We start from the raw sequence: 26,871 nt of genomic DNA on the forward strand, positions 1-26,871 counted from the left end.
GCGTGTGTGACCAGTGAATTCCGAACCGGGACGGCCGCCCGGCCGTCGCGCTAGTCGGTGACGGGGCCCGGGTCGGGTGCCGCGGCGACCTCGCCGGGCTCCTCGTCGGAGCGGATGTCGATGCGCCAGCCGGTCAGCCGGGCGGCGAGCCGGGCGTTCTGGCCCTCCTTGCCGATGGCCAGCGAGAGCTGGAAGTCGGGCACGACCACCCGGCAGGAGCGGGCGGTCCGGTCCAGGATCTCCACCGAGTTCACCCGGGCCGGGGAGAGCGCGTGCGCGACCAGCTCGGCCGGCTCCTCGGACCAGTCCACGATGTCGATCTTCTCGCCGTGCAGCTCCGACATCACGTTGCGCACCCGCTGGCCCATCGGGCCGATGCAGGCACCCTTGGCGTTGACGCCGGGCACCTTGGAGTACACCGCGATCTTGGTGCGGTGGCCCGCCTCGCGCGCGATCCCGGCGATCTGCACGGTGCCGTCCGCGATCTCGGGGACCTCGAGGGCGAAGAGCTTCTTGACCAGGCTGGGGTGGGTGCGCGACAGGGTGATCTGCGGCCCGCGCATCCCCTTGCGCACCGAGACCACCAGGCACTTGATCCGCGTCCCGTGCGTGTAGGACTCGCCCGGCACCCGCTCCCCCACCGGCAGCAGGGCCTCGACCTTGCCCAGGTCGACCATCACGTCGTCGGGGTTGCGGCCCTGCTGGATGACGCCGGAGATGACGTCGCCCTCCTTGCCGGAGAACTCCCCGAAGCGGATGTCGTCCTCGGCGTCGCGCAACCGCTGCAGCATGATCTGCTTGGCCGTGGTCGCGGCGATCCGGCCGAAGCCGTCCGGGGTGTCGTCGTACTCGGCGACGACGTTGCCCTCCGCATCGAGCTCGGCGGCCAGCACGGCCACGTGCCCGGTCTTGCGGTCCAGGGTGACCCGGGCGCGCTCCTGGGCTCCGGGCGACTTGTGGTACGCCGTGAGCAGTGCCTGCTCGATCGCCTCGACGAGCACGTCGAAGGAGATCTCCTTCTCGCGTTCCAGCATCCTCAGGATGCCGAGATCGATGTCCATCAGTCCTCGTCCTCGTCCTTGTCCTTGCGGTTGAACTCGATCTGCACCAGCGCCTTGGCCACCTCGTCGTAGGCGAGGCGGCGCGCGTCCCCGTCGACGTCGAGGTCGACGCCGTCCTGGTCGCTCGAGCCGATCCGGCCCGTGAGCTGGTCGCCGTCGACCAGCGAGACCTTGACCAGCCGCCCGGCGTTGCGGCGCCAGTGGCGCGGCAGCGTCAGGGGGCGGTCCACGCCCCGGGAGGTGACCTCGAGCAGGTAGGGCATCTCACCCATCACCTCGGAGTCGTCGAGGATGCGGGAGACCTCCTTCGTCGCGTCGGCGACGTCGTCCAGGGTCACCCCGCCGTCCTTGTCCACGGCGATGCGCAGCACCCGTCGCTTGCCGGCAGGAGTGACCTCCACGGCCTCGAGGTCCAGGCCCAGCACCGTCAGGGGGTCCGTCAGCGCCGACTCGATGTCGGCTCGGGTGGCGTCGCTCTTCGCGTTTCCCACGCTGTCAACCTCCTTGTGCTGTTGTCTGCGCCCACCATAACCGTCGCCGGCCGAAACGGATGAGCCGCACGTCCCCGGGTCGCCGGCTGCCACGGCCCGGCCGCTGGTCGGTGGACTAGGCTCCTGCGGTGCTCCCGACCCGCCACCCGACCGACCGGCGCCTCCTCGCGCCCTCGCGGCGGTGGGTGCTCGTGGGCGCCGGCACGGCGGTCGCGGTGCTGACCGGCGGGTGCGACGCGACCGGCGACGATCCGTCCGCCCAGACCTCCGGCCCGGCGGACCCGGCGACGGACCGGGATGCCGATCCGCTGACCGACGTCCTCGCGCGCACCACCGCGGCCGCCTCGCTGGTCGCGGCCACCGCGACCGCGCACCCCCGGCTCGCCACCACGCTCGAAGGCCTGCGCCTGACCCACGACGACCACGCCCGGGTGCTCCGCGCAGCCACCGGCGCCCCGCCGGCCGCACCCGCCGACCCGGCCGACCCGAGCGCCGACCCGAGCGCCGACCCGAGCGCCGAGCCGAGCGCTGAGCCGAGCCCGGTGGCGGTGCCGGCGAGGGCCGCCCGCGCGCTGGAGCGCGTGCGCGGCGCGGAGGCCGCGCTCACCCGGGTCGCGCTCGCGGGCGCTCGGAGCGCCGTGGACCCGGGCGTCGCCCGCCTGCTGGCCTCCCTGGGCGCCGGGCTGACCCAGCAGCTGGCGACGCTCCCCGCGGAGCCGCCGCGATGAGCACCCCCACAGCCCTCGAAGCCCTCCAGGAGAGCCTGGCGGCCGAGCACGCGGCGGTCCAGCTGTTCGGCGTGCTGGCCGCCCAGGCCGAGCGGTCCGGCCAGAGCGACCAGGCCGCCCGCGCGGCGCAGCGCCACGGCGTGCACCAGGCCCGCCGGGACTGGCTCGTGGCGCAGCTCCGGGCCCGGGAGGCCACCCCCACTCCCGCCGCCGCGGCCTACGAGCTGCCGGCCCTGGAGTCTGCGGAGCTCCTGACGGCAGCGGGCCGCCTCGTCGAGCAGCGCTGCCTGGCGGTCTACGCCGGCCTGGTCGGCAGCTCGTCCGGCCCACTGCGCGGGTGGGCCGTGGACGCGCTCGTGGAGTCCGCGCAGGCGGCCCTCGCCTGGGGCGCTGCGCCCGAGTCGTTCCCCGGGGCCGCCGAGCTCTGAGCCAGCCGGGCCGGTCGCTCCTGGTTGCCCCGGGTCCGGAAAGGGAACGGCCCGCGGCCTCGTCATCCTGGGGGAGTCCCGAGATCTCCCCCAGCACGCCGAGTCCGCGGGCCGGTCGGGCTGGTCAGCAACAGCCCGGAAGTGGGTCAGAGCCTGGGTCGAGGAACTTTCACCACTGGCATGAGTCTGCAACACAGATCAGGGAAACGGAACCACCCCTGAGTTGCATGATCTTGCAGTGCGTAAACGCGCAGCACCCCGCCTCCGCCGACCCCCCGAGCAGTCGCCCGAAGACGTGGCCGCTCAGCCGCGCGCGAGGGCGCTCAGGTGGGCCGCCGCCTCGGCGACCGGAACCTCCTGGCGCTCGCCCGTGCGGCGGTCCTTGACCTCGATCACGCCGTCGGCGAGGCCACGCCCCACCGTCACGATGGTGGGGACGCCGATGAGCTCGGCGTCCTTGAACTTCACCCCGGGGCTGATCTTGCCGGCGCGGTCGTCGTAGAGCACGTCGAGCCCGGCGTCGGAGAGCTCGCGGGCGAGCCCGTCGGCGGCCTCGAAGATCGCGACGTCCTTGCCCGCGGCCACCACGTGGACGGCCGCCGGGGCGACCTCACGGGGCCAGCACAGCCCGGCCCCGTCGAGGGTGTTCTCCGCGATCGCAGCCACAGCGCGGGAGGGCCCGATGCCGTAGGAGCCCATGGTCACGGTGACCAGCTTGCCGTTCTCGTCGAGCACCTTGAGGTCGAGCGCCTCCGCGTACTTGCGCCCGAGCTGGAAGATGTGGCCCATCTCCACGCCGCGGGCCGACTCCAGCGCTCCGTCCTGGCAGGCCGGGCACAGGTCGCCGTCGCGCACCTCGGCGGCCTCGATGGTGCCGTCGGGGGTGAAGTCGCGCCCGACCACCAGATCGAGGACGTGCCGGCCCTCGACGTCCGCGCCGGTCACCCAGCGGGTGCCCTCCACCACGCGGGGGTCCACCAGGTAGCGGATGCCGGAGGTGGACTCCTCCCCCAGCGCGGCCGGGCCGATGTAGCCCTTGACCAGCGCCGGGTGCTTCTTCAGCTCGGCCTCGTCCATCGGCTCCACCTCGATGGGCTCCAGCTGGCCCTCGAGCCGCTTCTGGTCGACCTCGCGGTCGCCGGGGAGGCCGATCGCCAGCGGCTCCCGGGTGCCGTCGGGGTGCTTGAGGACGACCAGCACGTTCTTCAGGGTGTCCCCCGCGTGCCAGGCCCGGTCCGGGCGGGGGAACCGCTCGTTGAGGTGGTCGACCAGCGTCCCGATCGTGGGGGTCGCGGGAGTCTCCTCCGCGTGCGCGGCGGGCACGTCGTCGTAGGGCTGGGCGGGGGGCGCCGGGACCGTGACGGCCTCCACGTTGGCGGCGTAGTCGCACGACGTGCAGCGCACGTAGGTGTCCTCGCCGACGTCGGTGCGGGCCAGGAACTCCTCCGACCGGGAGCCGCCCATCGCGCCCGAGGTGGCCTTCACGATCACGTAGTCGAAGCCCAGCCGGTCGAAGATCCGGACGTAGGCCTCGCGGTGCCGCTGGTAGGAGGCCTCCAGGCCGGCGTCGTCCACGTCGAAGGAGTAGGAGTCCTTCATCACGAACTCCCGCCCGCGCAGCAGCCCGGCCCGGGGCCGCGCCTCGTCGCGGTACTTCGTCTGGATCTGGTAGAGCGCCAGCGGCAGGTCCTTGTAGGAGGAGTACAGGTCCTTGACCAGGAGGGTGAACATCTCCTCGTGGGTCGGGCCGAGCAGGTAGTCCCCGCCCTTGCGGTCGGTGAGCCGGAACAGGTTGTCGCCGTACTCCGTCCACCGCCCGGTCGCCTCGTAGGGCTCCTTGGGCAGCAGGGCCGGGAAGAGCACCTCCTGGGCGCCGATGCCGTCCATCTCCTCGCGGATGATGTCCTCGATGCGTCGCAGCACCTTCAGGCCCAGCGGGAGCCAGGTGTACATCCCCGGGGCCACCCGGCGGATGTAGCCCGCCCGGACGAGCAGCCGGTGGCTGGGCACCTCGGCCTCCGCGGGGTCGTCGCGAAGGGTGCGCACGAAGAGCTGGGACATCCGCATGATCATGGGCGCAAGGCTACTGGCGCCCCTCGGCGCCGACGAACCGGCGTGCCCTCCGGCCCGGCCGGGGCCAGGACCCCGGGCCCGCGAGCGGCCCGGCTCAGAACATGATGGTGGCGAGCCGGGCGGACTCGGTGAACCCGGCCCGCTCGTAGGCCTTGCGTGCGCCGGTGTTCCAGTCGTTGAGGTAGAGCGAGACCACGGGTGCGATCTCGCGCCGCACGTGCTCGACCACGGCCGCCATCCCGTGCGTGGCAAGGCCTCGACCGCGCAGGTCCTCGGGGACGTAGACCCCCTGGATCTGGGCGGCGTAGGGGCTCGCGCAGGCGACCTCGGCCTTGAAGACGACCCGCCCGTCCTCGATCCGGGCGAAGGACCAACCCCGCGAGACCAGCTGCTGGATCCGGGCCCGGTAGAGGTCGCCCCCGCCCCCGGCCTCCGGGGAGACGCCCACCTCCTCGGTGTACATCGACACGCACGCGGGGTAGAGCACGTCGAGGTCCTCGCGGGTGGTGGCCCGCACGTCGGGGTCGGGCTCCGCGGTGGGCGGGCCGCCGATCTCGAGGTGGGGCTGGTGCCAGCGCTCCTCGCGGGGCTCGCCCCAGGCACCGTCGAGCCCGCGCCACAGGCCGGCGACGGCCGCCTCGGGGCCCACCACGGTGCTGGAGCGGCGGCCGCCGCGGGCGGCTCGCTCCGCGAAGAGCGCGGCGGACTCCTCGTCGCACTCCACGGGGACGAGGTTGGCCCCGACGTGGCAGGCGGCGACCATCTCGTCACCCACGAACCGGCCCCACACCTCGCCCCCCAGCCAGCGGGGGTCCAGGCGGGTGGTCCGGGCACGGTGGTCGACGAAGACGTTGACCACCGGGTCCCGCGCCGTCAGCTCGAGGAACTCCTGGAGGTCCAGCACCCCCAGGACCTGGATCTCGTCACGGGTCACGGCCGCGACCCTACTCGCCCCGGGGCGGCCTCAGGACCCACCGGAGACGGTCAGGAGACCGAGACCGAGGCGCCGGCTCCTTCGACGGGTTCCATCCCCTCAGCGATGCGCATGGCCTCCTCGATCAGGGTCTCCACGATCTGCGACTCCGGGACGGTCTTGATGACCTCGCCCTTGACGAAGATCTGGCCCTTGCCGTTGCCGGAGGCGACCCCCAGGTCGGCCTCCCGGGCCTCACCCGGTCCGTTGACCACGCAACCCATGACAGCGACCCGCAGCGGCACCTCGAGGCCGTCGAGGCCGGCCGTGACCTGCTCGGCGAGGGTGTAGACGTCGACCTGGGCCCGGCCGCAGCTGGGGCAGGAGACGATCTCGAGCCGGCGCTCGCGCAGGTTGAGCGACTGCAGGATCTGCAGGCCCACCTTGACCTCCTCGACCGGCGGCGCCGAGAGCGAGACCCGGATGGTGTCGCCGATGCCGCGGCTGAGCAGGGCGCCGAAAGCCGTCGCCGACTTGATCGTGCCCTGGAAGGCCGGACCGGCCTCGGTCACACCGAGGTGCAGGGGCCAGTCCCCCGCCTCGGCGAGCAGCTCGTAGGCGCGGACCATCACCACGGGGTCGTTGTGCTTGACCGAGATCTTGAAGTCGTGGAAGTCGTGCTCCTCGAAGAGGCTGGCCTCCCAGACGGCCGACTCCACCAGCGCCTCCGGTGTCGCCCGCCCGTACTTCTCCAGCAGCCGCTTGTCCAGGGAGCCGGCGTTGACGCCGATCCGGATGGAGGTGCCGTGGTCCTTGGCGACCCGGGCGATCTCCTTGACCTGGTCGTCGAACTGCCGGATGTTGCCGGGGTTGACCCGCACCGCCGCGCAGCCCGCCTCGATGGCGGCGTAGACGTACTTCGGCTGGAAGTGGATGTCGGCGATCACCGGGATCTGCGAGTGCTGGGCGATCTGCGGCAGCGCGTCGGCGTCGTCCTGGCTCGGACAGGCGACCCGGACGATGTCGCAGCCCGCCGCGGTGAGCTCGGCGATCTGCTGCAGCGTGCTGTTGACGTCGGAGGTCAGGGTGGTCGTCATCGACTGCACCGAGATCTGGTGGTCGCTGCCCACTCCCACCGAGCCGACCTTGATCTGGCGAGTCGGGCGACGCGGGGCGAGGACCGGGGGAGGGAGCGCGGGCATGCCCAGGCCGATGGCAGTCATGCGCCCCAGGCTACTCGGCGGGTCACGCCCGCCGGTGAGCGGTCGCGACCCCCGATCTCACCCGGTGAGGCTGAGGGGGACGACGATGTCGCCGACGATGAGGACCACGCCCATCACCAGGAGTGCCAGGCCCACCACGTAGGCCACCGGCAGCAGCCGGGCCACGTCGACGTGGCCGGGATCGGGCCGCCGCCGGACCCGGGCGATCGTGCGCCGCACCCCCTCGTAGGCGGCGCCGGCGATGTGGCCGCCGTCCAGCGGGAGCAGCGGGATGAAGTTGAACATGCCGATGAAGAAGTTGAAGCCGGCGATCAGCATCAGCATGAAGGCGACCTTGTCGCCGGAGGGCACCAGGTCGTGGGAGACCGCCTCCCCGGCCAGGCGACCGCCGCCGACGATCGAGACCGGTCCCTGCTGGTCGCGCTCCTCGACCCCGACGATCGCCTTCGCGACGCCCCAGACCTTCACCGGCAGCTGGACCATCGCCTCGATCGTGTCGACGGTCATGTGGCCCATCCGGCCCAGGGTGTACCCCAGGCCGCCGGTGGTCAGCTCGGTGACGGGGGTGACGCCCAGGAAGCCCACCTCCACCAGGGTCTCGTCGTCGCTCGAGGTGGGACGCGCGGTCACCATCGTGTTGGTGACGACCGTCTTCTCCACCCCGTCGCGGCGGATGACGATCTCGGCCCGGCCGTCGTCGTTGCTGCGGATCTGGTCCTGGAGGACCTCCCAGTCGGTGACCGGGACGCCGTTGAAGCTGACGAACTCGTCACCCGGCTCCAGCCCGGCGGCGAACGCGGGGGCGACCGGGTCGTCCTCGCGGCAGACCCGGCTGTCCTCGGCGGCCGGCACCACGCAGGCCGAGACGTCGGCGACCTCCGGGAGGATCCGGGGGTCGTTGGGGTTGCCGTAGGTGGCGAAGAGCGGCGCGAAGATCGCCAGCGCGATGAGGATGTTGACCGTGGGCCCGCCGGCCATCACGACGATCTTCTTCCACGCGGGCAGCCGGTAGAAGAGGCGGTCCTCGTCGCCCGGCTCGACCAGCTCCCACTCCGCGGTGCGGGCGTCGGAGACCAGCTGGGTGAACAACCCGGTGTTGGACTGCCGCACCCGGAAGACCGGCTCACCGTTCTCGTCGAAGCCCGCCGGCTCGGCGAGCTCGGCGGCGCCCGGCGGCAGCATCCCGACGATCTTGACGTAGCCCCCGAGCGGGATCGCCTTGACGCCGTACTCGGTCTCCCCCACCCGCTTGCTCCACACGGTGGGCCCGAAGCCGATGAAGTACTGGGTGACCTTGGCGCCGAACTTCTTGGCCGGGATCATGTGCCCCAGCTCGTGGAGGCCGATGGAGAGCAGGATCGCCAGCACGAAGAGCACGACGCCCAGGGCGTAGAGCAGTGCGGTCATGGAGCGGTGAGGTCCCCTCGGATCAGGCGGCGGGCCTCCTCGCGCGCCCAGGAGTCGGCGGCGAGGACGTCGGCCACGGTCAAGTTCTCCTTCGAGGGTACGCCGTGCCCGTCAAGGACGTGCCCGATCGTCTCCACGATCTGCGGGAACCCCAGCGACCCGGCGTGGAACGCCTCGACGCACACCTCGTTGGCGGCGTTGTAGACGGCCGGAGCAGTGCCTCCCGCCTCGCCCGCGCGCCGCGCCAGCCGGACCGCGGGGAAGAGCTCGTCGTCCAGCGGCTCGAAGCGCCAGTCGGCCCCCCGGGACCAGTCGATGGGGGTCTCCGCGTCCGGCACCCGGTCGGGCCATCCCAGCCCGAGCGAGATCGGCACGAGCATGGTGGGCAGTCCCAGCTGCGCCACCACCGCGCCGTCGACGAACTCCACCATCGAGTGGATCAGCTGCTGGGGGTGGACCACCACGTCGATCCGGTCGTAGGGCACGTCGAAGAGCAGGTGCGCCTCGATCACCTCCAGCCCCTTGTTGACCAGGGTGGCGGAGTTGGTGGTGATCACCTTGCCCATCGCGAAGTTGGGGTGGGCCAGCGCCTCCTCGGGGGTGACCTCCTCCAGCGCCGCCCGGCTCCGGCCACGGAACGGGCCGCCGGAGGCGGTCAGCACCAGGCGACGCACCTCCGCCCGGGTGCCGGCGCGCAGGCTCTGGGCGATGGCGCTGTGCTCGGAGTCCACCGGCACGATCTGGCCGGGGCGGGCCAGGTCGCGCACCAGCGGCCCGCCGACGATCAGGGACTCCTTGTTGGCCAGCGCGAGCGTGCTGCCCGCCTCCAGGGCCGCCAGGGTCGGGCGCAGCCCCACCGCGCCGGTCATGCCGTTGAGGACGACGTCGCAGGCCAGCGACGCGGCCTCGACGCAGGCCTCCTCGCCCAGGCCGGAGAAGGCCGGGGCGAACTCCGCCACCTGCTGCTCGAAGAGGTCGACCCGGCTCCCGCCCGCGGTGAGCGCGACCACCCGGAAGCGCTCGGGGTTGGCCCGGACCAGGTCCAGGGCCTGGGTGCCGATCGAGCCGGTGCTGCCCAGGATGACGACGTCGCGCTGCTTCACCCCGCCAGTCTCGCAGGCCCCAGGTGGCGGCCGCACTCCCGTGCCGGGGCCGGGGGCCCGGCGCCGCCGGGGCCCCTCGGCCGTATGCGGCGGCCTACTCGCGCCGGAGCACCGGCCGCAGGGTCTCCAGCACCGCCTCGTCCTCGATGGTCGAGGGCACCGGGGCGTCCTTGCCGTCGGCGATCTCGCGCATCGTGCGGCGCAGGATCTTGCCGCTGCGCGTCTTGGGCAGCCCGCCCACCACGGTGACCTCGCGGAACGCCGCGACCGCGCCGATCTCGTTGCGGACCAGCTGGACCAGCTCCTCACGGACGTCGTCGGGGTCCTGCTCGACGCCGGCCTTGAGGACCACGAAGCCGCGGGGCAGCTGCCCCTTCATCGGGTCCGCCACGCCGATCACCGCACACTCGGCCACCGCGGGGTGGGCGGCGATGACCTCCTCCATCGCGCCGGTGGAGAGCCGGTGGCCGGCGACGTTGATCACGTCGTCGGTCCGCCCCATCACGTAGAGGTAGCCGTCCTCGTCGAGGTAGCCGCCGTCGCCGGAGAGGTAGTAGCCGGGATAGGTCGACAGGTAGGAGGAGACGTAGCGATCGTCGTCGCCCCACAGCGTCGGCAGGGTGCCGGGGGGCAGCGGGAGCCGCACGCAGATGGCGCCCTCCGTCCCCGCGGGGACCGGGTCGCCCTTGGGGTCCAGCACGACCACGTCGAACCCGGGCACCGGCACCGAGGGCGACCCGGCCTTGATCTCCAGCGGCTCGAGGCCGCGCAGGTTGGCCGCGATCGGCCACCCGGTCTCGGTCTGCCACCAGTTGTCCACCACCGGCACACCCAGCTTCTCCCCCGCCCAGCGCCAGGTCTCGGGGTCGAGCCGCTCCCCGGCCAGGAAGAGCGCCTGGAGCGTGGAGGTGTCGTGATCGGCGAGCAGGGCGGCGTCCGGGTCCTCCTTCTTGATCGCCCGGATCGCGGTCGGCGCGGTGAAGAGCGCCTTCACGCCGTACTCGGCGACCACCCGCCAGAAGGCGCCGGCGTCCGGCGTCCCCACCGGCTTCCCCTCGTAGAGCACGGTGGTCGCGCCGTTGATCAGCGGGGAGTAGACGATGTAGGAGTGGCCCACCACCCAGCCCACGTCGGAGGCGGCCCACCAGACGTCGCCCTCCCCCACGTCGTAGACGTTGCGGAGCGACCACGCCATGGCCACGGCGTGGCCGCCGTGGTCGCGCACGATCCCCTTGGGCCGGCCGGTGGTGCCCGAGGTGTAGAGCACGTAGAGCGGGTCGGTGGCGGTCACCTCGACGCACTCGGCCGGCTCGGTGCGGCCCAGGCGCATGGCGAGGTCCCAGTCGAGGTCGCGCCCCTCGACCAGCGTCGCCTCCAGCTGAGGGCGCTGCTTGACCACCACGGCGGCCGGCGCGTGCTCGGCCAGCTCGAGCGCCCGGTCCAAGAGGGGCTTGTAGGCGATGGTGCGGCTGGGCTCGATGCCGCAGCTGGCGCTGACCACCACGGTGGGCGTCGCGTCGTCGATCCGCAACGCCAGCTCGTGCGGGGCGAACCCGCCGAAGACCACCGAGTGCACCGCGCCGATCCGGGCGCAGGCCAGCATGGCGATCACCGCCTCGGGGATCATCGGCATGTAGATGACCACGCGGTCGCCCTTGCCCACCCCCAGGTGGCGCAGCACGCCGCCGAACGCGGCGACCTCGGTGAGCAGCTCGGCATAGCTGAACCGGCGCTTGGTCCCGGTCACCGGCGAGTCGTAGATCAGGGCGTCGCGGTCGGCCGCCCCGCGCACCACGTGCCGGTCCAGCGCGTTGTAGCAGGTGTTGAGCGTGGCACCGGGGAACCACCGGTAGAACGGCGGCCGGTCGTCGTCGAGGATCCGGTCGGGCTTGGCGAACCAGTCGACCAGGCGGGCCTGCTCCCGCCAGAAGCCCTCGGGGTCCTCGATGGAGCGGGCGTACTCCTCGCGGTAGCCCATCAGACCAGCCCGTTCTCGGTGGTCGCGGCCGGCGGGGTGGGTTGGCGCAGCCACGCCCCGAAGAACTCGGTCAGGTCCTGCCCGCTGATCTGCGCGGCCAGTGCCTCGAACTCCTCCGAGGTCCCGTGGCCACCCGCCCGGTCCTGCAGCCAGGTCCGCAGCAGGGTCCAGAAGGCCGTCTCCCCGATCCGGTGCCGCAAGGCCTGGAAGGCCATCGCCCCACGGGTGTAGATCGCCTCGTCGAAGATGCGGCGGGGGCCGGGGTCGGCGATGTCGAGCGCCCAGAACTGCTGGTCGGCACCGAGCGCGCCGTGCTGCCGGGTGAGCCACGTCTGGGCCGCGCCGCCGCCGTGCCGCTCGGCGTAGCGCTGCTCCATGAAGGAGGCGGCGCCCTCGTTGAGCCAGATGTCGCGCCACCTCGGGATCGCGACCGAGTCGCCGAACCACTGGTGGGCCAGCTCGTGGACCAGCAGCCACTCCATGCCGCGGCCCAGCGCCGGGTAGGTCGGGCGGGTCTGGTTCTCCAGGGCGAAGCCGGGCGACAGGGAGGTCACCAGGCCGCCGGTGCTGGAGAAGGGGTACTCCCCCAGGTCCTGCTCGAGCTCCGCGACCACCTGCGGCGTCCGCCGCAGCATCCGCATCGACGCCCGCTGCTCCGCCTTCGGCAGCTGCCGGGAGACCGCCACGGCCCACGGCAAACCCTGGTGGGTCCCGGTGTCGACCCGGAACCTCCCGGCCGCGAAGAACGCCAGGTAGGACGCCATCGGCTCCTGGGCCACCCAGCGGACCCGGGTGGAGCCGCCGCGGGTGTCGGTGCCGACCCGGGTCCCGTTGGCGATCACCTGGTTGCCCTTCGGCACCGTGACCGAGATGGCGTAGGTCGCCTTGTCGGCGGGATGGTCGTTGGCCGGGAACCACCAGGGCGCCATGTGCGGCTGGTTCATGGCCACCACCTCGTGGGAGTCGGCGAGCCAGTTCGACTCGCCCGCGTACCTCTTGCGGCCGGGGAACCCGGCGTACTCCACCCTCACGCTCACCGGGGCCCCGGGCGCGAGCGCGGTGCGCGGGGTGATGACCAGCTCGTGCTTGCCGCTACGGCGGTGCTCGACCGCCTGTCCGTCGATCGTGACGGCGCTGACCGGGAGCAGGAAGTCGAGGTTGAAGCTCGAGAGCTCCGAGGTCGGGGCGATCGTCAGGGTGGTGTGGCCGCGGAGACGACCGCTGCCGAAGGCGTAGCGGTTGCGGATGTCGTAGTGCTGCACGTCGATCCCGCCGTTCCCGTCGAGCGGGAAGTAGGGGTCCCCGATCCCTGGTGCCCCGGGGACCGGGTCCGCGGCACGGTGCGCGGCTCCCGCCGTGGGGACCGCTCCGAGGGACAGGGCGAGGGCCGTCGTCACGGCGGCCGCGAGAGCCCGCCTCCGGCCGGTTCGGGGTGACCGAGTCATGCCGGTCAACGTACCGCGAAAACCGGTTGTCCACGCGTGGGGACGCCACCGATCATGGAGACGACCGGGGCGACGTGCGCCCAGCGAGACCCCAGCGAGAAACCCGGCGAGAAGTCCGGCGAGAAGTGAGGAGGCGCGACATGTCCACGACTGTCCTCTGCCTGTCCGCAGACCACCTCACCCACCGCTGGAGACCCGCCCATGCCGTCGCACCCGGACCCGTCCACCCCTGAGCGTTCCCCGCTCCATCCCGACTTCGTCTTCGACTTCCGCGCCTACGACGAGCTCGACGACCCTGCCTGCCGCTGGTCCACCTGGCTGGAGGTGGAGCCCCTGATGCGTGGCCCCGAGCCACGCCCCGACTGGGTCGTGACCTCTCAGGGGGCGATCGACACCGACCTGGGCGTCCTGAAGACCGGCAAGGAGGCGGACGTGCACCTGCTGGAGCGCGCGGACCCTCACGAGCCGGGCAGCGGGGTGGTGATGGCGGCCAAGCGCTACCGCGACGCCCAGCACCGCTCGTTCCAGCGCGCCGCGGTCTACACCGAGGGCCGCACGACGAAGCGCTCGCGGGACGCGCGAGCCCTCAAGCGGGGGTCCACCTGGGGGCGGACCGTCGCCGCCGGAGAGTGGGCGCTCTCGGAGTGGGCCGCTCTGACCCGGTTCTGGGAGGCCGGGCTGCCGGTCCCCTATCCGGTCCAGGTCGACGGGACCGAGATCCTGATGGAGTGGATCGAGGTCGACGGGACGACGGCACCCCGCCTCGCCCAGACCAGGCCGGAGGTCGCCCTGCTCTCCCACTGGTTCGAGCAGCTCCGCGAGGCCATGGTCACGATGGTCCGCGCAGGGCTGGTCCACGGCGACCTCTCGGCCTACAACATCCTGGCGGCCGGCGAGCGTCTCGTGGTCATCGACCTGCCCCAGGTCGTGGACCTGGTCGGCAACGCCCGGGGCCCGGACTTCCTGCTGCGCGACTGCGCCAACCTCTGCCGGTGGTTCCGCTCCCGTGGGCTCGCCGTCGACGAGCACGACCTCTTCGCCGACCTGATGGGTCAGGCGTTCTGAGGACGGTCCGCCTCGCTCCGCCGGGCGCTCACTCGGAGGCCGCGAGCTGCCCGCAGGCCCCGTCGATCTCCCGGCCACGGGTGTCGCGCACGGTGGTCGGGATGCCCTTGGCCTCCAGGCGACGGACGAACTCGCGCTCGTCGCGAGGGTCCGAGGCCGTCCACTTCGATCCGGGCGTGGGGTTGAGCGGGATCAGGTTGACGTGGACCCAGCCCCAGTCGCCGTAGGAGCTGAGCACGTCCCCGAGCAGGTCGGCGCGGTGCCCCTGGTCGTTGATCCCGCGCATCATCGCGTACTCGATGGAGACGCGACGCTTCGTGGTGCGTGCGTAGTTCCAGGCCGCCTCGACCGTCTGGGCGACGGAGAACCGGGTGTTGATGGGGACCAGCTCGTTGCGCAGCTCGTCGTCGGGAGCGTGCAGGGAGAGGGCCAGGGTGACCGGGATGCCCTCCTCGGCCAGCTGGTTGATCCGCGGGACGAGACCGACGGTGGAGACGGTGATGCCGCGGGCGCTCATCCCGAGCCCTGCCGGGGACGGATCGGTGAGGCGGCGGACGGCGCCGATCACGGCCTTGTAGTTGGCCAGCGGCTCGCCCATGCCCATGAAGACCACGTTGGAGAGACGACCCGGTCCACCGGGGACCTCGCCACGGTCCATGCTGCGCGCGGCGGCGACGACCTGCTCGACGATCTCGGCCGTGGACATGTTGCGCTGCAACCCGCCCTGACCGGTCGCGCAGAAGGGGCACGCCATCCCGCAGCCAGCCTGACTGGAGACGCAGACGGTGGCGCGGTCCGGGTAGCGCATCAGGACCGACTCGACCAGGGCGCCGTCGAAGAGCTTCCACAGCGTCTTGCGGGTGGTGCCCTTGTCAGCCTCGAGGGTGCGCAGCGGGGTCATCAGCTTGGGCAGGAGCGCCGCCACCAACTCGTCGCGCTGCGTCGCGGGGAGGTCGGTCATCTGCGCCGGGTCGTCGACCAGGCGACCGAAGTAGTGGGTCGAGAGCTGCTTGGCACGGAAGGCCTGGAGCCCCAGCGAGGTCAGCAGCTCCTGGCGGCCTTCGAGATCGAGGTCGGCGAGGTGCCGCGGGGGCTTCTTGCGACCACGGGGCTCATCGAAGACGAGGGGCAGGAGCGGAGGTGTCTGGGACATCCCCACGATTCTCCCACTCCGACCGCCCCTCCCCCAATCAGGAGTCGGCTTGCACCATGAAGTAGAGGACCAGGGAGGCCACGCCCAGGACGACCAGCGCGGTCAGCACCATGCCCACGAACATGAACTGGGCGAACCGGCGGGTCCGGCGCCGCACCAGAAGTCCGGCGGGGACCAGCAGGGAGAGGAGGACGAGCGGGAAGTACTTCTCCGCCGTCTCGTAGGGAAAGACGAGACGCAGCGCCGCGGCGAACCCGCCGGGCACGGCCGTCACGAAGAGCATCCCGGTGAAGAAGCCGGTGATCGCTGCGAACGTGGGGTGGCTGCGGTGCCACCACTCGAGCGGCGAGCCCGCTCGCGTCGGGTGCGGACCCGTCTGCTCCCCGGGGTGCTGGTGGGCCTGCTCTGTGGTCATGGTCGCCCATCCTAGGTGTCGGGGCGCCGCGAGTGGGCGCGACAAGCCGGAGACCCGTGCACGGCGCCCGCACGGCGCCGCGCGACGGCTCAGAAGACCAGGTAGTGGAGCAGCAGCCAGGTCGGGGCGATCGTGGCCAGCAGCGAGTCGAGCCGGTCCATCAGCCCGCCGTGGCCCGGGATCACCTGGGACATGTCCTTGATCCCGAGGTCGCGCTTGATCACCGACTCGACCAGGTCGCCCAGGGTCGCCATCACGACCGTGATGAGCCCGAGCACCACCCCGACCCACCAGTCGCCCTCCAGGAGGTAGGTGACCAGGAACCAGCCGGCGGCGACGCAGGCGAGCGCCGAGCCGGCGAACCCCTCCCACGACTTCTTGGGCGAGATGACCGGTGCCATCGGGTGCTTCCCGAACAGCACGCCGGCGGCGTAGCCCCCGGTGTCGGAGGCCACCGTCACCAGGATGAACACGACGATGCCCTTCACCCCGTCGTCCCAGCGGGAGAAGTCGACCGTGCCGCCCTCGGAGAGCATCAGCCCCACGAAGGAGGCCAGGAAGGGCAGGTAGACCAGCACGAAGACCGAGGCGGTCGCGTTGCGCACGTAGCCATCGACCCCGCGGCGCAGCAACCACAACATGATCACCAGGGCCGAGACCGCGGTGGCTGTCACCAGGGCCGGCGCACCCCAGAAGTAGGCGACCAGCACCATCACCACGCCCCCGAGCATCAGGGGCTGCTCGGGCAGGTCGATCTCCTTGGCCAGGAAGCCGCGACGCAGCTCCCAGACGCCGACCACCACGGCGACCGCCACCAGCAGCATGAAGGCGGTCTTCCAGAAGTAGAGCGTGCCCGCCACGAGGGAGAGCAGGACGACAGCGGACGCCACGGCCGCCGGGAGGTTCCGCCCGGCCCGGCCGTGGTCCTTCTTCGGCTGTTCCGCCGACGTCGTGGTGGTGTTCATGGGAGGGCGCTCAGACCTCGAGCAGCTCGGACTCCTTCTTCTTCAGCATCTCGTCGATGTGGTCGGTGTGGGTCTTGGTCACGGCGTCGAGGCGCTTCTCGGCCCCGGCGACGTCGTCCTTGCCGACCTCGCCGTCCTTCTCGAGCTTCTCCAGGGCCTGCTTGGCGGTCCGGCGGACGTTGCGCACCGACACGCGTCCGTCCTCGGCCTTGCCCTTGGCGAGCTTGATGTACTCCTTGCGGCGCTCCTCGGTCAGCTCCGGGAAGGCACAGCGCAGCACCCGGCCGTCGTTGGAGGGGTTGACCCCGAGGTCGGAGTCGCGCACCGCCCTCTCGATCGCGTCCATGGCGCTCTGGTCGAAGGGCGCGATCAGGATGACCCGGGCGTCCTGGGAGGTGAAGGTCGCCAGGCTCTGGAGCGGGGTGGGCGACCCGTAGTAGTCCACGACGATCTTGTTGAACATGCTCGGGTTGGCGCGCCCGGCCCGAATCGTCGCGAACTCCTCGCGGGTCGACTCGACCGACTTGTCCATCTTCTGCTCCGCCTCGCGGAGGATGTCGCTGATCACGTCTGGATACCTACTCTCGGTGGAACGGTGGGACTGGCGTCCCGGTGGTGGTCGCGGGGCCGTCAGCCGTCCTGGCTGACCAGGGTGCCGATCTTCTCACCCTGCACGATGCGCAGGATGGCTCCCTCGTCCTCCATCCCGAAGACGATGAGGGGCATGTTGTTCTCCATGCAGAGCGCGAACGCCGTGGCGTCGGCCACCTTGAGGCCCTGCTGGAGTGCGTCGGAGAAGGTCAGGGTGTCGAGCTTGGTGGCCGTGGGGTCGGTGCGGGGGTCGGCGGTGTAGACCCCGTCCACTCCCTGCTTGGCCATCAGCACGACCTCGCAGCGCGTCTCCAGCGCCCGCTGGGCGGCGACGGTGTCGGTGGAGAAGAACGGCATCCCGGCACCGGCCCCGAAGATGACCACGCGGCCCTTCTCCAGGTGGCGGATGGCGCGCCGCGGGATGTAGGGCTCCGCGACCTGGCCCATGGTGATCGCGGTCTGCACGCGGGTCTCGATGCCCTCCTTCTCCAGGAAGTCCTGGAGGGCCAGGCAGTTCATCACCGTGCCGAGCATCCCCATGTAGTCGGCCCGGGCCCGGTCCATCCCGCGCTGCTGCATCTCGGCACCGCGGAAGAAGTTGCCCCCGCCGACCACGATGCTGACCCCGACGCCGGAGCGGACCACGGCGGCGATCTGGCGGGCGACCTTCGAGACGACGTCCGGGTCGACCCCGATGCGTCCGCCTCCGAAGACCTCTCCGGAAAGCTTGAGCAGGACACGGGAGTACGCCGTCACGCGAGATCCTTTCGGCGGGAGGTGATGCGGGGACACGCGAAGGCCGGTCCGATGGTCATGTGTCGATCCACCGAACCGGCCTCCTCGTCGTTGCTGCTAGCCGAAACCCTATCGGGTCAGGCGCCGACCTCGAACCGCGCGAAGCGGGTGATCGTCACGCCGGCGGCGTCGAGGACCGCCTTGACGGTCTTCTTGTTCTCGGTGACCGAGGGCTGCTCCAGGAGGACGACGTCCTTGAAGAAGCCGTTGAGCCGGCCCTCGGTGATCTTGGCGATCGCCTGCTCGGGCTTGCCCTCCTCACGCGAGGTCGCCTCGGCGATCTCGCGCTCCTTGGCCACGATGTCGGCGGGGACGTCCTCGCGGGTCAGGTACTGCGGGCGCATGGCCGCGATCTGCATCGCGGCGCCGCGCGCGGCGGCCTCGTCGTCACCGGCGTACTCGACCAGGACCCCCACGGCCGGCGGCAGGTCGGCGGCGCGCTTGTGCATGTAGGCCACCACCTTGCCGTCGAAGTGGGCGACCTGACCGAGCTCGATCTTCTCGCCGATGGTGATGGCCAGACCCTCGACCACCTCGCCGACCGTCTTGTCGCCCAGCGACACGGCCTTGAGGGCCTCGGGGTCGCTCGCCTTGGCCGCGTCGGCGGCGTCGGCGATCTTCTGGGCGGTGGCGACGAAGTCGTCGTTCTTGGCGACGAAGTCGGTCTCGGACTTCAGCTCGAGCAGCGAGCCGCCCGAGTGGGCGACCAGGCCGGCCGAGGTCTCGCGCTCGGCGGCCCGGTTGGCCGCCTTGGCGGCACCCTTGACGCGGAGCAGCTCGACGGCCTTTTCGAAGTCACCGTCGGTCTCGGTGAGCGCCTTCTTGCAGTCCATCATGCCGGCGGAGGTGAGCTCACGGAGCTTCTTGACGTCGGCTGCGGAGAAGTTAGCCATGTTCCTTCTTCCTCGAGTTCGGTTGGTCTCGCTGCGGGAGCGAGAGGGTCAGGCCTGCTCGGCGGGCGCAGCCGCCTCGGTGGCCTCGGCAGCCGGAGCCTCGGTGGCCTCGGTGGCGGGGGCCTCGGTGGCCTCGGCGGCGGTGGCCTCGGTGGCCTCGACGGCGGCACCGGTCGACTCGGAGGCCGGGGTGTCGTCGGTCGAGGAGTCGCCACCGGTCGCCTCCACGGCGGCCTTGTCGGCCTCACCGGAGAGCAGCTCGCGCTCCCACTCGGCCAGCGGCTCGCCCGCGGCGACGGTCTCGCCGGAGCCGGCCCCGGTCTTGGCGCCGGAGCGGGCGATGAGGCCCTCGGCCACGGCGTCGGCGACCACGCGGGTCAGCAGGCCCACGGCGCGGATCGCGTCGTCGTTGCCCGGGATCGGGAAGTCGACGACGTCGGGGTCGCAGTTGGAGTCGAGGATGCCGACGATCGGGATGCGCAGCTTGCGCGCCTCCTCGACGGCCAGGTGCTCCTTGTTGGTGTCGACGATCCACACCGCGGAGGGGGTGCGGGTCATCTCGCGGATGCCACCGAGCGACTTGTTGAGCTTGTCGCGCTCGCGGCGCATCTGCAGCAGCTCCTTCTTGGTGCGGCTGCTGCCCGCCACGTCGTCGAAGTCGATCTCGTCGAGCTCCTTGAGGCGGTTGATCCGCTGGTGCACGGTCTGGAAGTTGGTGAGCATCCCGCCGAGCCAGCGCTGGTTGACGTAGGGCATGCCGACGCGGGTCGCCTGCTCGGCGATCGCCTCCTGGGCCTGCTTCTTGGTGCCCACGAACATGATCGTGCCGCCCTTGGCCACCGTCTCCTTGATGAAGGCGTAGGAGCGGTCGATGTAGGCCAGCGACTGCTGCAGGTCGATGATGTAGATGCCGTTGCGCTCGGTCATGATGAAGCGCTTCATCTTGGGGTTCCAGCGACGGGTCTGGTGCCCGAAGTGGACGCCGCTCTCGAGCAGCTGGCGCATGGTCACGACTGCCATGGTGTTCTCCTGTGTCGGTGCAGGCACCCGGTCGCCGCACCTGCCTGGCGGCGGCGCTGCTGGGCCCTGCGTATGGTTTTCAGTTCACTGCCGCCGACGGGTGCCGGTGGCCCTGACGCTCACGCGCGATCCGACCCATCCCTCGCGGGGTGGGACCGAGGATCGGCGCCCGCGGGCGGAGGGGCCTCAGAAGAAGACGACCCCGTCGCGGTCTGCGAGCGTGCGAAGTCAGCCCATGCGGGCTGCTGTGACCAGACTAGTTCACCTGGACGGTCCCGGGCCAATCGCAGCCGCTGGCCCTCCACAGGGCAGGCAGCCGGCCCCTCCTTCCCCAGCCCGTTCCACTACCGGCACCCCGGAGCGCCACGGCGGCGCAGGATCGGCCCATGACCCTGACGCCCACCGCCCTCGGCGCCGCCGCCCTGGGTCTCCTGCTCGCGCCACTCGCCTCACTGGCCCCGGTGGATCCGGCGGCCCCGCCGGCCCCGCTCGGCCCGTCGGCCCCCTCCGCCCCGGACGGCGGCGGGCAGGAACCGCCCCCGGGCAGCTGGCCGCTCGACCCCGCGCCCGCGGTGCACCAGCGCTTCGACCCACCCGACCACCCCTGGGAGTCCGGCCACCGCGGCGTCGACCTGGCCGGAGGGCCGGGGCAGTCGGTCGTCTCCGCACTGCCGGGCCGGATCACCTTCGCCGGCCGGGTCGCGGGGAAGCCCGTCGTGGTGGTCGCCCACGGCCCCACCCGGACGACCTACGAGCCGGTGGTCCCCCTGGTCCGGGTAGGCGACCAGGTCGCGAGCGGGGAGCGGATCGGGTTGCTGACGCTCCCCTTCTCCCACTGCTACCCGGCCGCCTGCCTGCACTGGGGCCTGCGGCGGGGCGCGGACTACCTCGACCCGCTCTCCCTGGTGGGTGCCTCGGCGGGCGTCCGCCTGCTCCCCCTCACGGACCTGCGGGCGACGCGGTAGCCCCGCCCGGGTGCCTTCAGGCCTTCGGTCCCGCGTGCCCTCAGGCCCGCGGGTGGGCCTGGCGGTAGGCCTGCCTGAGCCGGTCGGTGGTGACGTGCGTGTAGAGCTGGGTGGTCGACAGCGACGCGTGACCCAGGAGCTCCTGGACCGAGCGCAGATCGGCTCCCCCCTCCAGCAGGTGGGTGGCCGCGGTGTGCCGCAGGCCGTGCGGACCCATGTCCGGGGCCCCGGGCACGCCCCGCAGGTGGGCGTGGACGGTCGTGCGCACCCGCCGCGGGTCGATGCGCCCTCCTCGTGCGCCGAGGAAGAGCGCGGGGCCGGACCCTGGCCCCACCAGGGCGGGCCGTCCCTGGGCGAGCCAACGTCGGAGCGCCTCGGCCGCGGGCTGCCCGTAGGGGACGACCCGCTCCTTGCGGCCCTTCCCCAGCACCCGCAGCACGCGGCGGTCGGCATCCAGGTCGTCCACGTCGAGGCCCACCAGCTCACCCACCCGGATGCCGGTGGCGTAGAGCACCTCGAGGATCGCCGCGTCGCGCAGCCCGAGGGGGTCCAGGTCCTCGGCGCGGCGGGCGGCGACCGTCATCAGGTCGGCGGCCTCGTCCGCCCGGAGCACGGAGGGCAGGCTGCGGTCGAGCTTCGGGGACAGCAGCGACGCCCCGGCGTCCGCGCCGGTCCGTCCGGTGCGGGAGAGCCAGGCGGTGAAGACCCGCACGGCGCTGGCGCGCCGGGCCACGGTCCGCCGCGCCATGCCCGTCGTCTGCTGCTTGGCCAACCAGCTGCGCAGGACCCTCAGGTCGATCTCGTCCAGCTCCTGGAGGCCTAGGCGCCGGGCGTGCTCGAGCATCCCGGCGATGTCGCGGAGGTAGGCCCTGACCGTGTGGGCCGAGAGGTCGCGCTCGGAGACCAGGTGCCGCTCGTAGTCGGCCAGCGTCCGCGCCCAGCCCTCCGGCAGGTCGGGGTCCTCGACCTGCTCCGTCATGCTCCGATCCTAGGAGCCGGCCGCCGTCCGGTGCGTCAGGCTCGCGCGAGCCCACCGAGGCGCCATCCCTCCGGGGCCCGGTGCACCAGCCCTTTCTCCTCGAGCGTCATCAGCGCGCGATAGACCTCCCGCACCCCGATCCCCGCCGTGCGGGCGATCGAGTCGGTCCCGGCCGGGCGGGCGACCGGGACGGCGTCCAGCACCTGGCGGTGCCGGCCGGTCAGCAGGTCCCGGGGGCGGGGTGACGCACGCGGCGTCTCGACCAGGTGCTCCCCCGGCCTGCCCAGGAGCTCCAGGACGTCGTGTCCACCGGTGACCAGCACGGCCGCGCCGGACCTGATCCGCTCGTGCACTCCCTGCGACTCGGCTGCGGTGACCGGACCCGGCACCCCCATCAGCGGGCGGTTGAGCCGCTCGGTCCAGGTCGCGGTGCTCAGCGCCCCGCTCCGGATCGCCGCCTCCACCACGACCGTCCCGCGGGCCAGGGCCGCGATGATCCGGTTCCGGGCCAGGAAGCGGGTGCGCATCGGCGAGCATCCGGGTGGGGTCTCGGAGACGACGGCACCGACCTCGGCGATGTGGTCGATCAGCTCGCGGTGCGCCGCCGGGTAGGCGCGGTCCGCACCGCAGGCCAGCACCGCGATGGTCGCGCCGCGCACCGAGAGGGCCCCCCGGTGCGCGGCCTGGTCGATCCCGAACGCGGCCCCGGAGACCACGCAGAAGCCCGCGCGGGCGGTCATCGCGCAGAGCTCCCTGGCCGCCAGCTCGCCGTACCCGGTCGAGCTGCGGGACCCGACGACGGCGACGCCCTCGCCCAGCGCGTCGAGCCGGGCCCGGCCCCGCACCCACAGACCCAGGGGCACCCCGCCACGCTCGTGGACGGTCCCGGCGGCGGCCAGGCCGTCGAGGCCGGTGGGCCACTCCTCGTCGCCCGGCACCACGAAGCGCAGCCCGCCCCGCGCCGCCCGCTCCAGCTCGGCCTCCGGGTCCAGCGAAGCCAGCCGGGCGGCCACGTCGACGCCCACGGCGGCGCTCCCAGTGCCGCTCCCGGTGGCTCTCCCGGTGGCACCCGCACGTGCTCCCGGGCCGGGCACCGACGGCTGCGACAGGAGAAGGTCCCTGACCCGCGCGGCGCCCAGCTCGCTGACCAGGCCCGCGAGCCGCGGATCCCCGGGCTCCCCCAGCCTGCTCAGAGCCACCCGGGCGAGCCGCTCCTCCTCCGTGGCGCTCACCGCGGCGCCGCCATGCTGGCGGCCTTGAGCGGCTCGCCCGTCCGCAGGCGCAGGGCGGTGTCGACGTCGTCGTCGCCCGGGGCGGGCCTGCCCCGCAGGTCGGCCACCGTCCAGGCCATCCGGTGCACCCGGGTGGCGCCGCGCCGGGTGAGCCTCGCGGCGAGCAGCGCGTCGTCGAGCAGGCGCTGGCCTCCCGGCGGCAGGGGCCACTCCGCGCGCAGGACGTGCCCGGGGACCTGACCGTTGAGCCGCCAGCCCCGCCCGGCGTAGCGCTCGGCCTGACGCGCGCGGGCCGCCGCCACCCGGCTGCGGACGAGCGCGGAGCTCTCCGGGGCCTCCAGGTGGTCGCCCGCGCCGGTGCGCACCGGAGGCACGTGGCGCGAGATGTCGATCCGGTCGGTGATCGGGCCAGACACCTTGCGCCGGTACTCCCGGCGGGCGACCTCCTGGCACTCGCACCGGTTCTGCCCGGCCGTGGGGTGGTACTCCCCGCAGGGACACGGGTTCGCAGCCAGCACGACCATGCCCCGCGCCGGGAAGACCGCGGCCTCCTCACCACGCACCACCCTGATCTCGCCGCTCTCCAACGGCTGGCGCAGGGCGTCGATGACGTCGGCCCGGAAGAGCGGGAACTCGTCGAGGAAGAGGACCCCGCAGTGGGCGCGGCTCAGCTCGCCGGGCCGGACCCGGCCGCTGCCCCCGCCCAGGATGCTGGCCTTGGAGGAGTCGTGGTGCGGTGCGTGGAACGGGGGTCTGACGAGGAGCTCCGGCACCGCTCGCAGCGGGCCGGAGAGCGAGCGCACCGCGGTGACCTCGAGCGCCTCCTCCCGGGTGAGGTCGGGGAGGATGCCAGGGATCCGCTCGGCCAGGCTCGTCTTGCCGGCGCCCTTGGGCCCGGACAGGAGCAGGTGGTGCCCGCCCGCGGCCGCCACCTCCACCGAGAACTTCGCGTCCTCCATGCCGACGAGGTCCGCCAGGTCGAGGTCGTCGGCGCGGTCCTCGCCCCGCCAGCTCAGGAGCTGGCTGCCCGACGGGTCCGTGACCGGCTCCGCCGTCGGCACGAGGTCGCCGCGCAGCTGGGCCACCACCTGTCCCAGGGAGCGGACCCCGAAGACCTCCATGTCCGGGACCATCGCCGCCTCCCGGGCCTGCGGCTCGGGCACGAAGACCCGGCGGAAGCCTCGCCGGGCCGCCGCCATCACCATGGGCAGGACGCCGGCCACCGGGCGGAGCCGTCCGTCAAGACCCAGCTCGCCGATGAAGACCGTGTCCCGCAGGGCCTCCCGGGGCACGTCCCCGTCGGCCGCCTTGATCCCGAGGGCGATCGCGAGATCGAAGTGGGTGCCCCGCTTGGGCAGGTCGGCGGGGGCCAGGAGGATGGTCACCCGTCGGGTGGCCGGCCACCTGGGGGCGTCGTGGGTGATCGCCATCCGCACCCGGTCGCGCGCCTCCAGCAGGGAGGCGTCCGGGCGGCCCACGATGGTGGCACCGACCACGCCCGGCGAGATGTCGACCTGTACCTCGATCAGGTGGCCGACCGCTCCCTCGAGCACGAAGGTGTGCGCGGTGGCCACCATCAGCCGACCCCGCGCACGTGGTCGACGGTGGCCGAGCCGCGCCGCGGGCGCATCACGGCCACGATGTCGATCCGGATGTCGTCGGGATGCACCTGGTGGGCGTGCACCCACTGGCCGGCGAGGCGCCGCAGCCGGCTCAGCTTGGCCTCGGTGACCGCCTCGTGGGGCGTGCCGAAGGCGTCGCTCGACCTCGTCTTGACCTCGCACACCACCAGCGTGCGGCCGTCCCGGAGCACGAGGTCGATCTCGCCGGCCTCGCCGTGCCAGTTGCGGTCGAGGACCACCATCCCGGCCTCCACGAGGTGGCGGGCGGCCACCTCCTCGCCGTAGGCGCCCAGTGCCCGGTTGCGTCCTGGACCGGCCCCGATGGCCGTCATGTCGTCGTCTCCATGCAGGCAGCGTGCCGCGCCCCTCGCCCCGTCCGCCGGGGAGCGCCCCGGGGCTGTGCAGGACCCTCGGTGCCCGCGACCTGTGGACGTCCAGGGGGCCGTGTCGGTCAGGCCTTGGGCAGGTCCATCTCCTGGTGGCTCAGCTCCTCGACGTTGACGTCCTTGAAGGTGAGCACCTTGACGTTCTTGGCGAAGCGGGCCGGACGGTACATGTCCCACACCCAGGCGTCGCTCATCGACAGCTCGAAGAAGACGTCGCCGTTCTCGGTCCGCGCCTTCACGTCGACCTGGTTGCACAGGTAGAAGCGGCGGTCGGTCTCCACGACGTACTTGAAGATCGAGACCACGTCGCGGTACTCCCGATAGAGGGTGAGCTCCATCTCGGTCTCGTACTTCTCGAGATCCTCGGCGCTCATCGACTCTCCTGGGGGTGGGGACGGACCTCGACACTAGCCGCCGGGGGTGGGTCGCAGGGCGATTGCGGCGGCGGTTCGCCGGGACCTTCGAGGCCGGCCGCCCGCCGGACGTTGACGAACCGCCGCCGATGGGCGGGACACGGGCCGTGCTCGGTCAGCGCCTCGCTGTGCACCTGGGTGATGTAGCCCTTGTGCGTCTTGAAGTCGTACTGCGGCCAGTCGCGGTCGAGCTCGAGCATCAGGCGGTCGCGGCTCACCTTGGCCAGCACCGAGGCAGCCGCGATGCAGGCCGCGACCCGGTCGCCCTTCCACACCGCCAGGCCGGGGACCTCGAGGCCGTCGACGGGGAACCCGTCGGTGAGCACGTAGGCCGGGCGGCGGTCCAGGAGCGCGACGGCCCGGCGCAGCGCCTCGACGTTCGCCACGTGCATGCCGAGCCGGTCGCACTCCTCGTTGTCGACGACCACCACCGACCAGGAGAGCGCCCGCTCGACGATCTCGGCGTAGCACCTCTCCCGGGCGCGCTCGGTGAGGAGCTTGGAGTCGGCGAGCCCCGGCACCACGCCGCGCCGGCCCTCGGGCAGGATGCAGGCGGCCGCGACGAGGGGGCCGGCGCAGGCACCGCGACCGGCCTCATCGACCCCGGCCACCGGCGCCAGGCCGACCCGGCCCAGCGCGCGCTCGTAGCCGTAGAGCCCGGCGTCCCGCCGCACCGTGACCCCGCGGGGCAGGCCCGCGGAACGGCCGGCGGTGTGCGCGGTGGAGCGGCTCATCCGGAACCGGCCGCCGCCACGTCGTCGAAGGTCTCGGGACGCTTCACCCAGCGGAAGTTGTCGGTGGGCCAGAGCACCAGGAAGACCTTGCCGACGACCTGGTCGACGTCGACGAACTCCCGACCCGGGACGCAGTCGGTCTCCGCGGGCAGGCACATCTTGGAGGTGGAGTCGGCGCTGTGGCCGCGGTTGTCGCCCATCACGAAGATGTGGCCCTCGGGGACCGGGCCGGCCTTCCAGTCGCACGAGCCGATCATCGGGCCGTTGCACTGCGTGCCCGGGTCGTCCTTGACGTAGTCGTCCTCGACGAGCGGCTCGCCGTTGACGGTGATCCGGCCCTCCTCGTCGCAGCACTCGATCACGTCGCCGGCCACGCCGATCACGCGCTTGACCAGGTGCCCGCCGGAGGGGTAAAGCCCGATCTTGGTCATCGCCTTCACCAGCGGGTTGTCGGGGCCCTCCACCATGCTGCCGCTCAGCCAGCCGCCCGGGTCCTTGAAGACCACCACGTCGCCGCGCTGCGGCTCGCCGTCGCCCCAGTAGGAGACCTTCTGCACCAGGATCCGGTCGTTCTCCACCAGGCCGGGCTCCATCGACTCCGACGGGATGTAGAACGCCTGGACGAAGAAGGTCTTGACCACGATCGCCAGCACGAGCGCGACGCCGAGCAGGAGCGCGGTCTCCTGCCACAGCGGCATGTGCTTGCGCGCCGACCGGGACGCAGAAGACCGCGATCCCACCTCCCCGTCGTCGTCGGGAGAGATGGGATCGCGGTCTTCGTGAGTCACGACCA

At 72.4% G+C, this 26,871-nt stretch carries 27 protein-coding genes; 4 read left to right on the forward strand and 23 right to left on the reverse strand.

Annotation, left to right across the window (positions count from 1 at the left end):
• Positions 1-50 precede the first annotated feature (50 nt).
• A complete protein-coding gene (gene nusA, locus AC4BGE_RS01230) occupies positions 51-1,061 on the reverse strand; it encodes a transcription termination factor NusA (RefSeq protein WP_490569910.1) in 1,011 nt (336 codons plus the stop codon).
• Positions 1,061-1,552 (reverse strand): ribosome maturation factor RimP, encoded by a 492-nt coding sequence (gene rimP, locus AC4BGE_RS01235; RefSeq protein ID WP_490569909.1) that lies wholly within the window; start codon positions 1,550-1,552, stop codon positions 1,061-1,063. Before rimP ends, nusA begins: the two co-directional genes overlap by 1 nt.
• A gap of 128 nt (positions 1,553-1,680) precedes the next feature.
• On the opposite strand from rimP, the gene AC4BGE_RS01240 reads away from it, so the two are divergent.
• Complete coding sequence (locus tag AC4BGE_RS01240; protein ID WP_490574108.1) at positions 1,681-2,280, forward strand: hypothetical protein; 600 nt, start codon at positions 1,681-1,683, stop codon at positions 2,278-2,280.
• Positions 2,277-2,708 carry a DUF4439 domain-containing protein gene (locus AC4BGE_RS01245; protein WP_490574109.1) on the forward strand — a complete coding sequence of 144 codons (432 nt, stop codon included), beginning with the start codon at positions 2,277-2,279 and terminating at the stop codon, positions 2,706-2,708. The genes AC4BGE_RS01240 and AC4BGE_RS01245 overlap by 4 nt, the downstream gene beginning before the upstream one ends.
• 303 nt (positions 2,709-3,011) lie before the next feature.
• Here AC4BGE_RS01245 and AC4BGE_RS01250 read toward each other — a convergent pair whose 3' ends face one another.
• From AC4BGE_RS01250 to AC4BGE_RS01280, 7 genes are all read right to left on the reverse strand, one after another.
• Positions 3,012-4,781: a proline--tRNA ligase gene (locus AC4BGE_RS01250; RefSeq protein ID WP_490569906.1), complete on the reverse strand. Its 1,770-nt coding sequence runs from the start codon at positions 4,779-4,781 to the stop codon at positions 3,012-3,014.
• A gap of 94 nt (positions 4,782-4,875) precedes the next feature.
• Positions 4,876-5,715: a GNAT family N-acetyltransferase gene (locus AC4BGE_RS01255; RefSeq protein ID WP_490569905.1), complete on the reverse strand. Its 840-nt coding sequence runs from the start codon at positions 5,713-5,715 to the stop codon at positions 4,876-4,878.
• Positions 5,716-5,765: 50 nt separating this feature from the next.
• Positions 5,766-6,917 carry a flavodoxin-dependent (E)-4-hydroxy-3-methylbut-2-enyl-diphosphate synthase gene (gene ispG, locus AC4BGE_RS01260; protein WP_490569904.1) on the reverse strand — a complete coding sequence of 384 codons (1,152 nt, stop codon included), beginning with the start codon at positions 6,915-6,917 and terminating at the stop codon, positions 5,766-5,768.
• Positions 6,918-6,974: 57 nt separating this feature from the next.
• Entirely contained in the window at positions 6,975-8,324 is a 1,350-nt protein-coding gene (locus AC4BGE_RS01265) for a M50 family metallopeptidase (RefSeq protein ID WP_490574110.1), read from the reverse strand.
• The gene (gene dxr / locus AC4BGE_RS01270) at positions 8,321-9,427 is read right to left on the reverse strand and encodes a 1-deoxy-D-xylulose-5-phosphate reductoisomerase (RefSeq protein WP_490569902.1); all 1,107 of its coding nucleotides are present in this window, start codon (positions 9,425-9,427) and stop codon (positions 8,321-8,323) included. The genes AC4BGE_RS01265 and dxr overlap by 4 nt, the downstream gene beginning before the upstream one ends.
• A gap of 94 nt (positions 9,428-9,521) precedes the next feature.
• Entirely contained in the window at positions 9,522-11,405 is a 1,884-nt protein-coding gene (locus tag AC4BGE_RS01275; RefSeq protein ID WP_490569901.1) for a propionyl-CoA synthetase, read from the reverse strand.
• The gene (locus tag AC4BGE_RS01280; RefSeq protein WP_490569900.1) at positions 11,405-12,850 is read right to left on the reverse strand and encodes a M1 family metallopeptidase; all 1,446 of its coding nucleotides are present in this window, start codon (positions 12,848-12,850) and stop codon (positions 11,405-11,407) included. The genes AC4BGE_RS01275 and AC4BGE_RS01280 overlap by 1 nt, the downstream gene beginning before the upstream one ends.
• Before the next feature lie 201 nt (positions 12,851-13,051).
• On the opposite strand from AC4BGE_RS01280, the gene AC4BGE_RS01285 reads away from it, so the two are divergent.
• A complete protein-coding gene (locus tag AC4BGE_RS01285; RefSeq protein WP_490574111.1) occupies positions 13,052-13,915 on the forward strand; it encodes a serine protein kinase RIO in 864 nt (287 codons plus the stop codon).
• Between the two features lie 28 nt (positions 13,916-13,943).
• Here the strand turns inward: AC4BGE_RS01285 and rlmN are convergent, their stop codons facing one another.
• From rlmN to rpsB, 7 genes are all read right to left on the reverse strand, one after another.
• Entirely contained in the window at positions 13,944-15,068 is a 1,125-nt protein-coding gene (rlmN, locus tag AC4BGE_RS01290) for a dual-specificity RNA methyltransferase RlmN (RefSeq protein WP_490574112.1), read from the reverse strand.
• Between the two features lie 37 nt (positions 15,069-15,105).
• Positions 15,106-15,483: a hypothetical protein gene (locus AC4BGE_RS01295; protein WP_490574113.1), complete on the reverse strand. Its 378-nt coding sequence runs from the start codon at positions 15,481-15,483 to the stop codon at positions 15,106-15,108.
• Positions 15,484-15,572: 89 nt separating this feature from the next.
• Positions 15,573-16,448: a phosphatidate cytidylyltransferase gene (locus tag AC4BGE_RS01300; protein WP_490569896.1), complete on the reverse strand. Its 876-nt coding sequence runs from the start codon at positions 16,446-16,448 to the stop codon at positions 15,573-15,575.
• Between the two features lie 10 nt (positions 16,449-16,458).
• On the reverse strand, positions 16,459-17,013 hold the full coding sequence (gene frr, locus AC4BGE_RS01305; protein WP_490570216.1) for a ribosome recycling factor: 555 nt from the start codon (positions 17,011-17,013) through the stop codon (positions 16,459-16,461).
• 65 nt (positions 17,014-17,078) lie between these two features.
• On the reverse strand, positions 17,079-17,795 hold the full coding sequence (gene pyrH, locus AC4BGE_RS01310) for a UMP kinase (RefSeq protein ID WP_490569895.1): 717 nt from the start codon (positions 17,793-17,795) through the stop codon (positions 17,079-17,081).
• A gap of 116 nt (positions 17,796-17,911) precedes the next feature.
• On the reverse strand, positions 17,912-18,727 hold the full coding sequence (gene tsf, locus AC4BGE_RS01315; RefSeq protein ID WP_490574114.1) for a translation elongation factor Ts: 816 nt from the start codon (positions 18,725-18,727) through the stop codon (positions 17,912-17,914).
• Positions 18,728-18,775: 48 nt separating this feature from the next.
• Entirely contained in the window at positions 18,776-19,747 is a 972-nt protein-coding gene (rpsB, locus tag AC4BGE_RS01320) for a 30S ribosomal protein S2 (protein WP_490574115.1), read from the reverse strand.
• A gap of 386 nt (positions 19,748-20,133) precedes the next feature.
• Between rpsB and AC4BGE_RS01325 the strand changes: the two genes are divergently transcribed.
• Positions 20,134-20,712, forward strand: a complete 579-nt coding sequence (locus tag AC4BGE_RS01325; RefSeq protein WP_490574116.1) for a peptidoglycan DD-metalloendopeptidase family protein — start codon at positions 20,134-20,136, stop codon at positions 20,710-20,712.
• Between the two features lie 40 nt (positions 20,713-20,752).
• Here the strand turns inward: AC4BGE_RS01325 and AC4BGE_RS01330 are convergent, their stop codons facing one another.
• The 7 genes from AC4BGE_RS01330 to lepB form a co-directional block, all read right to left on the reverse strand.
• Complete coding sequence (locus tag AC4BGE_RS01330; protein WP_490569891.1) at positions 20,753-21,691, reverse strand: tyrosine recombinase XerC; 939 nt, start codon at positions 21,689-21,691, stop codon at positions 20,753-20,755.
• Positions 21,692-21,726: 35 nt separating this feature from the next.
• Entirely contained in the window at positions 21,727-22,923 is a 1,197-nt protein-coding gene (gene dprA / locus AC4BGE_RS01335) for a DNA-processing protein DprA (RefSeq protein ID WP_490574117.1), read from the reverse strand.
• Positions 22,920-24,500: a YifB family Mg chelatase-like AAA ATPase gene (locus AC4BGE_RS01340; RefSeq protein ID WP_490574118.1), complete on the reverse strand. Its 1,581-nt coding sequence runs from the start codon at positions 24,498-24,500 to the stop codon at positions 22,920-22,922. Before AC4BGE_RS01340 ends, dprA begins: the two co-directional genes overlap by 4 nt.
• Positions 24,500-24,877 (reverse strand): YraN family protein, encoded by a 378-nt coding sequence (locus tag AC4BGE_RS01345; RefSeq protein WP_490569874.1) that lies wholly within the window; start codon positions 24,875-24,877, stop codon positions 24,500-24,502. Before AC4BGE_RS01345 ends, AC4BGE_RS01340 begins: the two co-directional genes overlap by 1 nt.
• 119 nt (positions 24,878-24,996) lie before the next feature.
• Complete coding sequence (locus tag AC4BGE_RS01350; RefSeq protein ID WP_490569873.1) at positions 24,997-25,305, reverse strand: DUF2469 domain-containing protein; 309 nt, start codon at positions 25,303-25,305, stop codon at positions 24,997-24,999.
• The gene (locus tag AC4BGE_RS01355) at positions 25,302-26,078 is read right to left on the reverse strand and encodes a ribonuclease HII (protein ID WP_490574119.1); all 777 of its coding nucleotides are present in this window, start codon (positions 26,076-26,078) and stop codon (positions 25,302-25,304) included. Before AC4BGE_RS01355 ends, AC4BGE_RS01350 begins: the two co-directional genes overlap by 4 nt.
• Positions 26,075-26,866: a signal peptidase I gene (gene lepB / locus AC4BGE_RS01360; protein ID WP_490569871.1), complete on the reverse strand. Its 792-nt coding sequence runs from the start codon at positions 26,864-26,866 to the stop codon at positions 26,075-26,077. The genes AC4BGE_RS01355 and lepB overlap by 4 nt, the downstream gene beginning before the upstream one ends.
• Positions 26,867-26,871 lie beyond the last annotated feature (5 nt).

The sequence above is a fragment of the Nocardioides sp. Z50_6 genome (genome assembly GCF_058215755.1).